The sequence below is a fragment of the Sporolactobacillus caesalpiniae genome (assembly GCF_040513385.1).
GTDB lineage: Bacteria > Bacillota > Bacilli > Bacillales > Sporolactobacillaceae > Sporolactobacillus.
Genome location: NZ_JBEVCB010000002.1, coordinates 435,712 through 446,072 on the forward strand (window position 1 = coordinate 435,712; position 10,361 = coordinate 446,072).

The 10,361-nt window shown below is 44.2% G+C and carries 7 protein-coding genes; all 7 read right to left on the reverse strand.

What is annotated here, in order from left to right:
• Window positions 1-17: 17 nt before the first annotated feature.
• The 7 genes from ABWW58_RS05520 to ABWW58_RS05550 all read right to left on the reverse strand — a co-directional run bounded on the left by ABWW58_RS05520 (window position 18) and on the right by ABWW58_RS05550 (window position 10,350).
• Window positions 18-641: a YpjP family protein gene (locus ABWW58_RS05520; RefSeq protein ID WP_353868198.1), complete on the reverse strand. Its 624-nt coding sequence runs from the start codon at window positions 639-641 to the stop codon at window positions 18-20.
• A 141-nt stretch (window positions 642-782) separates the two neighbouring features.
• A complete protein-coding gene (nrdF, locus tag ABWW58_RS05525) occupies window positions 783-1,763 on the reverse strand; it encodes a class 1b ribonucleoside-diphosphate reductase subunit beta (protein ID WP_353868199.1) in 981 nt (326 codons plus the stop codon).
• Window positions 1,764-1,816: 53 nt separating this feature from the next.
• On the reverse strand, window positions 1,817-3,922 hold the full coding sequence (gene nrdE, locus ABWW58_RS05530; RefSeq protein WP_353868200.1) for a class 1b ribonucleoside-diphosphate reductase subunit alpha: 2,106 nt from the start codon (window positions 3,920-3,922) through the stop codon (window positions 1,817-1,819).
• The gene (gene nrdI, locus ABWW58_RS05535; RefSeq protein WP_353868201.1) at window positions 3,885-4,268 is read right to left on the reverse strand and encodes a class Ib ribonucleoside-diphosphate reductase assembly flavoprotein NrdI; all 384 of its coding nucleotides are present in this window, start codon (window positions 4,266-4,268) and stop codon (window positions 3,885-3,887) included. Before nrdI ends, nrdE begins: the two co-directional genes overlap by 38 nt.
• A 315-nt stretch (window positions 4,269-4,583) precedes the next feature.
• Window positions 4,584-6,728 (reverse strand): RNA degradosome polyphosphate kinase, encoded by a 2,145-nt coding sequence (locus ABWW58_RS05540; protein WP_353868202.1) that lies wholly within the window; start codon window positions 6,726-6,728, stop codon window positions 4,584-4,586.
• 10 nt (window positions 6,729-6,738) lie between these two features.
• Window positions 6,739-8,256, reverse strand: a complete 1,518-nt coding sequence (locus tag ABWW58_RS05545) for a Ppx/GppA phosphatase family protein (RefSeq protein ID WP_353868203.1) — start codon at window positions 8,254-8,256, stop codon at window positions 6,739-6,741.
• A gap of 630 nt (window positions 8,257-8,886) precedes the next feature.
• Window positions 8,887-10,350: a glutamate synthase subunit beta gene (locus tag ABWW58_RS05550; protein ID WP_353868204.1), complete on the reverse strand. Its 1,464-nt coding sequence runs from the start codon at window positions 10,348-10,350 to the stop codon at window positions 8,887-8,889.
• Between the last annotated feature and the right edge of the window lie 11 nt (window positions 10,351-10,361).

Genomic DNA, 10,361 nt, shown 5'->3' on the forward strand with positions numbered 1-10,361 from the left:
GGTTTTTGTATGTTGATTCACACCTGCCATTTTGGCGGCATGTTCTTTCCCCAGTAAATTGTCTTGATTTCATGGTGCTTCTGGAATCCGTCCAGTGCTGTATGGTAATGAAAATTAAAATAATAACCGTCTAGAGGCGGATGATCACGCCGAACATGAAGCTTAAGCACTTCTTTGCCAGTCTGTTTGTTGTAGACGTGCATAATTCGCTCGCCGAGTCCAGAAGCAGGATCATGTGTCACATCAAGCTGGCGTATCCATAAAGAATTATGCATATCACCAATGTCTTTTACAGCTTGTGCAAATATCGGAACAATTTGTTCTGAGTATTGCTTATTGATTTTCGGAGCGATTCGCGTTCCGAATTTTTCTGCCCCTTGTTTTTTTGCTTCATTGACCGCATAAATAGAGAAACCATCGATCAGCTCTTGCTTTGACAGTTGTGTGTCATCACGATTCGGCTCTTCAGATAGAGGACGGCTCTCAAAATCGCGTACAGCAACAGTGCTTCTCGGTTTTTGGATATTTTGCTTATCATTTTGTTTGTCAAGATCGTGTGTGGGCAGTGTCGGAATAACCGTTCCAAAGGTTAATACAGCAACACAGGCAACCAGACTTTTTCTTATCCATTGGGGAATCACAGAATCGACCTCCAAAAACGCACGTATTCATTTTTTATACAATGAGAACAAGTCTCCTAATAATATTCGTGTGTCTTGCGAATTTTCTGTCAGTCTTCTGCAATAAAAATGTTCCGAGCACTAGGGATCGGAACTTATTCATTAGACATTATCGAAATTGAAATCTTCATCAGTTAACGGTTCGATATTTAGCGGAACAACATAATCGCCTTTTGTTGAAAAGAAATCATGATTAATCGTACTCGTATCAATTCCATTCAACACAATCTGGCTGACCGGAGCGTGATCGTATTTATCGTCATAACCTAAATTCTGCAGAGCTCGGTTTGCATTATAATAGACATAGTCCATGACTTCATCGACTAAACCGATTTTCGTGTAAATTTTGGCTGTATATAGTTTCTCAACCTCAATCAGCTTATCCAGCAGTGTTTCGCGTTCTTTGTCCGCAATTCTACGTTCTTCTTCCGAGAGTTCGTCACGGTAGAGGCGCTGAGCCACCATGCCGGTAAAACTTCCATGTATCGACTCATCCTGAATAATCTTGCGGATGATTTCACCGCTTGCGATCATCCGTCCTTGGCCGGATAAGAAAACCGGGTAGAAGAAACCACTGTAAAAGGAAAAGCTCTCAAGAAACACTGAGGCGCACATTGCCATATAACGCTTGAACGGAGTCACATTTTCCCGTTTATCATAGAGCTGACTATACCACTGTGCGATCAACCGATATTTTTCTTGAAGTTCGGGCTGATTATTTACCCATTGTCCTAAATAATAATCCGTCTCTCGCGATGAAATCAACGTTGAAAAAATATGTGAATAGGATTTCGCGTGAACATGCTCCATCATGCCCATCCAAGCGAAAACCGCTTGCTCATGCATGTTGTCATGGTGAATGGCTACCAGCGGCATTCCGTTGTCACCTTGCTCACGGTCAAGTCCGGTGAGTCCTGAGAGAACCTCAACATAGGTCGCGCGTTCATCATCGCTCATTTTCGACCAATCCGAGAGATCGCGTGAAACTTTGAACGCTTCCTCTGTCCAGAACTGGTTAATGTTTTGTTTCCAATAAACCTTTGCGACTTGATTGTCGCTGCTGTTCCAATTAATAGCTTTCATCGTTAACAATCCATCCTTCATTCTGTCATCTGTTTGGAAAGTCGCCTTAGCTCTTACACAGAGCAAGCCGTGCATTCTTCAGGCGACAGAAGCTGAGTTCTTGTATAGTAAAGGGATTTGAGTCCCCTCTTGTGCGCGTAAACATATAATCTTGCCAATTGCCTTGTGCTCGTCATACTGTCGACGTAAAGAATAGTCGAGATGCCTTGGTCGACATGCTGCTGAATTTCAGCAATCATGTCGATCACGCGAAATTGGTTTGTTTGGTAAGCTGATTTGTAATACCACATGGATTGGGGAGACAGAAATGGCATCGGATAAATTGTCTCACTGTTACCATATTTGCGCCGTTCAATAACATTTACAACAGGCATAACCGAACTCGTCGCGTTCTGCACATAACTGATAGACTGTGTCGGAGCTATTGCCAGCCGGTAAGCATTGTACAAACCATATTTAGCAACCTTTTTCTTCAATTCCGTCCATTCTGCGGTCGTTGGAATATGTATTCCGTCAAACAGCTCCGCAGCCCTATCTGTTTTCGGTCCGAAAAATTCGTGTTCATACTTCGTAAAATATGAGCCGTCAGCATAATCTGATTGTTCGAATCCCTTGAACGTGGTACCGCGTTCTTTAGCGATCAGCATAGACTTTTCGATTGAATAATAATTCATAAGCGCGAAGAAAGTACGTGCAAAATCCCGAGCTTCCGCTGACTCGTAGGCAAGTTGATTTTTGGCGAGATATCCATTAAGATTCATTGCCCCTAGACCAACGGAATGTAATTCGCGATTCGCCAGGCTCACACCGGGCGCATTGGCGATTTCTGTCATATCACTGACCTGAGTCAATGCTTCAATACCCGAATGTACTGAATTACGAACTTTTCCGGATTCCATCACATTCACGATATTAAGCGAACCAAGGATACATGAAACATCGCGGCGAATATCATCAGGAACACTGTAGTCATTAATTGTTGATGTTTCCTGAAGTTGGAAGATCTCCGTACACAGATTCGACATCTTAATGTCGCCTAAGCGGTGCAACGGATGATTCCGATTGGCATTGTCCTTGTAGAAAATATAAGGGTATCCGGACTGCATCTGCATCTGTGCAATCAGATTAAGAAATTCTCGTGAGTCGGCCGACTTCTTCTTGACCGCAGGATTTGCGACCAGCTTATCATACATGTCGTCCATATCCATATCGTCCAAATGTTTGCCATATTCCTCAAAAACCGTGTACGGTGCAAACATATAAAATGGTTTGCCTGCTTCCGCCAGTTCAAAGAATTTTCCTGGAACGATCAATCCAATAGACAGCGTTGAGAGACGGATATCCTCATCAGCATTTTCCTTCTTTGTATCAAGAAATTCCGGTGCGTCCCAATGAAAGATATTCAAATAAGCCGCGCCCGCTCCAGGGCGTTGTCCCAATTGATCGGCATAGGAGAATCCGAGCTGCAATTTGCGCGCAACCGGAACCACACCCTTAGCGACACCTTCCACGCCTTTAATTGATTCACCCCGAGCACGAATCTTCGAGAGATTGAGTGCGACTCCACCGCCGATTTTTGATAGCTGTTGTGACGTACTCTCGATGTAGTTAATCGAGTTGAGCGAGTCATCGGCTTCAATAAGGAAACAAGAAACCATTTCGCCACGGCGCGCTTTCCCGGCATTCAGAAATGTCGGTGTCGCCGGCTGATAGCGCTGCTCCATCATCGCGCGCGTGAAGCGAACAGCGAGATCGAAATTTCCACGAGCGAGAAACAGTGACACAATAGCAACACGCTCATCATAATTTTCTAGATAGTGAGATTTGTCATTGGTTTTCATCGCATAATCACGGTAGAATTTACTTGCGGCCATATACGACTTAAATTGGAAATTATAGTCGGCTGCCATATGATGCAGTTGCTCGATTTGCTCGTCCACATAATCGGCAAACACGTCATAGTAGTAGTGTTCGTCCACCAAATAGTGCAATCGGTCTAGGATACTGTGAAAATGAATCGTTTTCGCGCGCACTTCTTCCATATATACCCTGATCGCTTCGTTGTCCTTATCTAAACGGTAAAAACCGTCATCCCCGCGTGTCAGCACCTCATTGTTCAGTTCAGTGTAGGATTTTGACTTTATCGCTTCGTTCGGCAAGTGCCTTCACCCTCTCTCGAAATTCAACGACGTCTTCCGCCGTTCCGCCAAGTTCAAACTTGTATAAAACAGGAACATGAAACATTTGGGACACAACATCCGCCGCATGAGCGAAATTTTGTCCCCAGTTTCGGTTGCCGCTCGCCGCAACGGCGACAAGATACTGTCCATTTTTTTTCAAAAAGTTTTTCACTTGTTCCGGAGCGTCGCCAAACCCAATCGTATTCGTTACGAGAACATATGGCTCATGGACCCGATCGCTGCTGCTGATCGGTTCATGAACAAGTCCGGTTTTCGCGAGAAACCGCTTGACATTGCCCGTCATTGTTTCATATAAAATGAGCAATCGACGCTCCTCCCTTTTCTACGCATTTAAATGTACAGCCCAGCAAAACACTATATATTGTTTTATGATAAATACAATACCACAATATGTAGTACCGTTCAAGTGTTATGAACCTTCACATAGTGTGGTATTCATGTACGATCGAATCTCTATTTTTATAGAAACTAACATTAATCATAAGGCATGTATCCATGTGTTTCAATATGTCACACACACATAAAAAGAACGCGCGCCCTCCCCCAACCAACAAAAATCGCGAGTTAAAGGGAAAATGCCGTTCCAGCTAGTTCGATAATTTTTTTTGGGAGGCTACGATTATTCCTCTGGATTCAATAAATCCTCACTGTGTCCTTTAATTGGGGTAAACGTCCGTTTCTCACGAAGTGAATGCTCACGACGAATCGTTCTCTGCTCCGCGAGTTTCGCCAAATGTTCTTGAACATTGAAGGGAATTTTACCACGGCGATCCGGTTTTTCATAGCGATGGTCACTGCCAAGCACACGCGTCTTCACGTTGTCTTTCATCATCAGATCGAATAAATCGATGATTGTTGTTTTTATTTTTTCATCCTCGATCGGGAACATCAGTTCAACTCGCCGGTTCAGATTTCGCGGCATTAGGTCTGCACTTGCAAGAAAGACCAACGTCTCCCCGCCATTCCCGAACAAATAGATTCGACTATGTTCAAGATACCGTCCGACAATTGAATGGACCTCTATTCGATCACTAACGCCGGGAATCCCCGTCCGGAGACAGCAGATTCCTCGGACAAGGAGCTGAATGTTTACGCCTGCTGCAGAAGCCCGATAAAGAGCCTTGATAATGGCTTCATCGGAGAGCGCGTTCATCTTAGCCCGAATGAATGCAGGTTTTCCTGCACGGGCATTATTAATTTCAGTCTCGATCAAATCAAGCAAATTGCCACGCAACCATAAAGGTGCCATAACTAATTTGTGAAAGTAAGGAGGCTCCGAATAACCAGAGAGCATGTTAAACACATTGGATGCATCGATACCCATCTGCTCATTACAGGTAAGAAGCCCCATATCTGTATAGAAATGAGCGGTAATGTCATTATAATTACCTGTTCCAAAATGCATGTAACGCTTAATTCCTTCCTCTTCTCGGCGCACAACAAGAGCCATTTTACAGTGTGTCTTCAATCCCACCAAGCCATAGATAACATGGCAGCCTGTCTTCTCCAGTTTCTGAGCCCAGTTGATGTTATTTTCTTCGTCAAATCGCGCTTTAAGCTCAACAAGCACCGTGACCTGTTTGCCGTTCTCTGCCGCCTTTTCCAGATACCGAATAATCGGCGAATTACCTGAGACTCGGTACAATGTCATTTTTATCGCCAGCACGTGATGATCTCTAGATGCCTGACGGATCAGTTCGATCACTGGATCGAAGGATTCATAAGGATGGTGCAGAAAGATGTCACCGGCGCGCATCGCATGAAAAATGGACTGCTCAAGCAGTTCATAGTGGACAAACGGCCGGTGTGGCGGATAGACCAAGTCACCAGGCGCTTTAATTTGCCCGGTTAGTTTCGATAAAAAGGTTAGATCAATCGGTCCATTGACCCGATAAACGTTATCTGGGCTCACAGAGAGCCTGTCAAACAATTTGGTAACAAGGCGGTCACTGATTCCCGCCTCCACATCAAGATGAATGACATTGCCTCGTTCACGGAGCCTCAGCTGCTTTTCAATTTCTTTAAGCAAGTCCTCCGTATCTTCCTCATCGACTTCAAGATCCATGTCGCGCATGACACGGTAACAAGACGCCTCATCAAGTTCATAGCCGACAAAGAGTTGATTGAGATGCCGCCGAATAATGGTTTCAAGTAAAATAAAGCTTGTATGTCCTTCTCGATCCGGTAATTTAACCACGCGAGGCAATACATTAGGGACCTGAACAGTGACAAATTCGCGATGAGCGGTTTTACTGGCCTTTTTGTGAATAAACGCGGCAATATTGATACTCTTATTCAGAATCAATGGAAACGGCCGTGATGAATCCACTGCCATCGGTGTCAGCACAGGATATACTTCACGGTTGAAATAATGATCAATAAATTCAAGCTGTTTTTGTGAAAGCTCGCCAATTTCAAGAATATGAATATTCTTTTCATTAAGCATCTTCTTTAACATCCGATTATAAGTCGTATATTGCTGGCTAACCATCTGATGCGCTGCCTCACTGATTGCTGTTAACTGCTGCTGCGTTTTAAGTCCGGAGGCGTCCGGTTTGTCATAGCCGACATTAAGCATGTCAATCAGAGATGCGACGCGAACCATGAAGAATTCATCCAGATTGCTCGCCGTGATTGACAGAAACTTCACTCTCTCAAGTAACGGATTGTCCTTATCTCTGGCTTCCTCAAGCACCCGCTCATTAAAAAGCAGCCAGCTAAGTTCGCGATTGCTGAAATACTCCTCACGATCAAAATTCTCCATGACCATCCACCTATCCTCTTAAAGTCGGTTTCAATCCAAATACTTCTTCAAAATATGCCGCTTTATCTTTGAACGTCTGCTTCTCCAGTGAAAGATCATCATCCGATCGGGCGGTAACTGTGACCTGATCATTTTTTAAAGATACGGCGATGCGCGCTACCTTTTGCTGTCGGCTGTCGTCAAGGGCGTCGGCGATACGGAGAATGGCTGCAAGTTTTGCCGCAATCAGTCTGCTTGTCGCCGGAAGTCTTTGAAAGTCGGACGAGTTGCTTGAAGGTGTCTCCGCACTGTGATAGCGCGCGATATTTGCGACGATGTCACGTTCATTTTCCGATATACCGATGATTTCTGATGACTCAATGATGTAATAAGAGTGCACATAATGCGCGTTCATATCGATATAGCTTCCGGTATCTTGTAGGATCGCCGCGAGCTGCAGAAGAAGCCTGTCCCGCTTGTCAAGGCCATGCAACCGTTTCAGTCGATCAAATAAATGAAGTGCAAAATTTTCAACAATGCGAATATGTTCTGCATCACAATTGTAGCGGGCGGCTATATTACGTGCCGCGACAATAATGTCTTCTGTAAATGAATGATTCAGAATTCCCTTATGCAGTTGCAAGAGTTCATGGACGATTACCCCATCAGCGAGATCAGCATCTGACAAAATAATGCTCTCCGCACCAGTAATCTCAAGAGCCATCTTCAGCATCATCGCCGAAGGCAACAGCTGCGATGCCGAATCATAGGGCAATGTATACTCCTTAGCCAGCACCTGCGGCGGAATGGTCAGGATGTGCTGATATAACTCCGCAAAGCGTTTCCGGCTGATTGTATTCCCGCTTCCCTCCATAAAAGTCTGCTTAAATGCAAGCAGATCCGTTCCCACAAGAACAAAGTTCTGTATGGTAACTCCTTTAGGCGCGAATTGATGATAACCATCAATTTTGCTGCGAATATAATCTTCCATTATTTCTACAAAGTCGCTCGTCTTGCTTTCTAAATCGCCTAATAATTCGCGAATGCGAAGTGGGCCGAGTTTAATATTTCGTGAAAAAATAAAGTGACCGTCGTTATAAACAGTCAGCTGCATGCTTCCTGAACCGATGTCAATCAGCATGGTCCCTCGCTGAATCAGATCGCTGAATGCATCCGTGTTATAAGCCACAGCCTGATTATGCAGAAAGCGTTCTTCAGCATTCGCTAACCACTCGACGTTAAGACCTGTCTTAATCCGAATTTGTTCTTTGACATATTCGGCATTTCTCGACTCCTGAACCGAACTTGCGGCAACCGCCCGATAACTTGTGACCCCATAATCATCCATAATTTGCACAAATCCAGCCAGTTGACGGCATGCCTGATCAACAGTCTGAAATTCAATCATCTGATGGTCGTAGATATCCGCGCCAATTGAAACATCTGCTTTAACATACTCAACGATCGACATTTTCGTCAGGTCGGCAATTTTTAGCACGAGTGTCTGTAGTCCAACCGTGATTGATGCGAACAGTTTATGTTTCGCCACCGTCCTCACCCCACAACTATAATCTCTTTTTCCATTTTTAAGCACTTAACTCTTATTATACGGCATATTTCAATGTGTATGAGATGCCATTTCTATTATTTACAAAAACTTTACGTCAGATTACCTCACTTACCGTATCGAAAGTTTTCAGTTGTTCTTCAAAAAAATTTCACCTAAGAAAAAGCGAGCAAAGAACGCTTCGCCAGAGGTTTGGCGAAGCTAAGTTTTCTAATAAATCATGTTGATCCTTAATTAAGTAACGTGACCGGAATAAATAAGCGGAGATTTTCCGGTTATATGCTTCTTGGCGCTTGTTTCACAGGTACATAAGGGTAATTTTTCCGGTTATGCACAGAAAAACCCTCCATTTTCACGTTTTTCGATGCGATAAGCGGAATTTCTCCGTCTATTTAAGCAATTTTTTCATCATTTTGTAATTAAGCGGAATTTTTCCGTTTATTTCTCAGATTGGGCGCTTACCTGATCGCCCAACCGAATCTTATGACCTTATCGTCGTACCGGCAAGGCAAAATGCTGTACTTTCTTAACTAAAAAAAGCCGGCGTTGGCCGGCTTTCAGGTTTCTTTATGAAACGATGATCATAATTATGATGGATTCAATCCCTGCTGATTACTGGTGAAGCAGGGACAACTTTTTATCCAGATATAGATCGACAGCTGCAGCCGCTTTGCGGCCTTCTTCAATTGCCCAGACGATCAAGCTCGCACCTCTACGCGCATCGCCCGCAGCAAAAATACCCTCTTGGCTGGTCTGATAGCTGTACGTATCGGCTTCAATGACACGGCCAGATGGATCTCTAGTTACTTCAAAGTCTTCGAATACACTGTCTTCGGCTCCTTGAAATCCGATAGCAATTAGAACAAGATCTGCCTTCCAGTTTTTCTTCGCCGACTCATCACTTTGTTCTTTTTTAAAGGATCCGGTGATCAGCTCTGTAACATGTCCATCTGTGTTCCCGATAAATTTCTCGGTTTCAACGTAATATTCCCGCGGGTCTTTGCCAAGTACCTCTTCTGCTTCTTCGTAAGCATAATCAACCGAGAAAACATTCGGGTGCTCCGGCCATGGATTCTTTTCCGTGCGTTGAGCAGGCAGCTTGCCGTGCTTGCCAAATTGGACAACGCTTTTACATCCTTGGCGAATTGCCGTAGCGACACAGTCTTCTCCGGTATCACCGCCGCCGATCACGATCACGCGTTTTCCTTTTGCATCATAGTCGGATTCTAGGGCTTCTCCATAAAGCTGATTACGGTTGCTGGCGATCAGGTACTTCATCGCCGGAGAAATTCCCTTTAGCTCACGGCCTTCTATCGTTACTTCTCGATGCTTGCCTGCTCCGGTACAGAGAATGACTGCGTCAAACTCATCTTTCAGGGACTGAACGCTAATCGTGTTTCCGACGTCAACATTTGTCTTAAAAATAATGCCTTCTTCTTCAAGCAAACGAATGCGACGATCTACCACATCTTTCTCAATCTTCATACTTGGAATTCCATACATGAGCAAACCGCCGGGGCGATCCGATCGTTCGAAAACAGTCACTTCATGTCCAATTTTATTCAGTTGATCTGCGCATGCAAGCCCGGCCGGTCCTGATCCGATCACAGCAGCTTTTTTTCCAGTGCGTCTTTTCGGCGGTTTGGGAATGACCCATCCTTCCTCAAAAGCCCGATCGATAATTGCTCGTTCAATGGATTTGATTGATACCGGATCATTAACAAGTCCGGCTGTACAAGAACCTTCACATGGTGCAGGACAGGCTTTTGACGTAAATTCAGGAAAATTATTTGTCTTTGCTAATCGATCATAAGCCTCTTTCCACAATCCGTGATAAACAAGATCATTCCATTCCGGAATCAAATTATGGATTGGACAACCGGTTGTTCCTCTATTAATCATTGTGCCAATTTGGCAATAAGGAATACCGCAATCCATGCAGCGTGCCGCTTGATCTTTCGCTTCGCTTTCAGCCAAAGGAATTTTATATTCATTCCAGTCGTTTACACGCTCGACCGGTTTACGTTCTTTTAGGTATTGTTTCTCTATATTAATGAAACCCATTAATTGTCCCATCGTGTCAACTT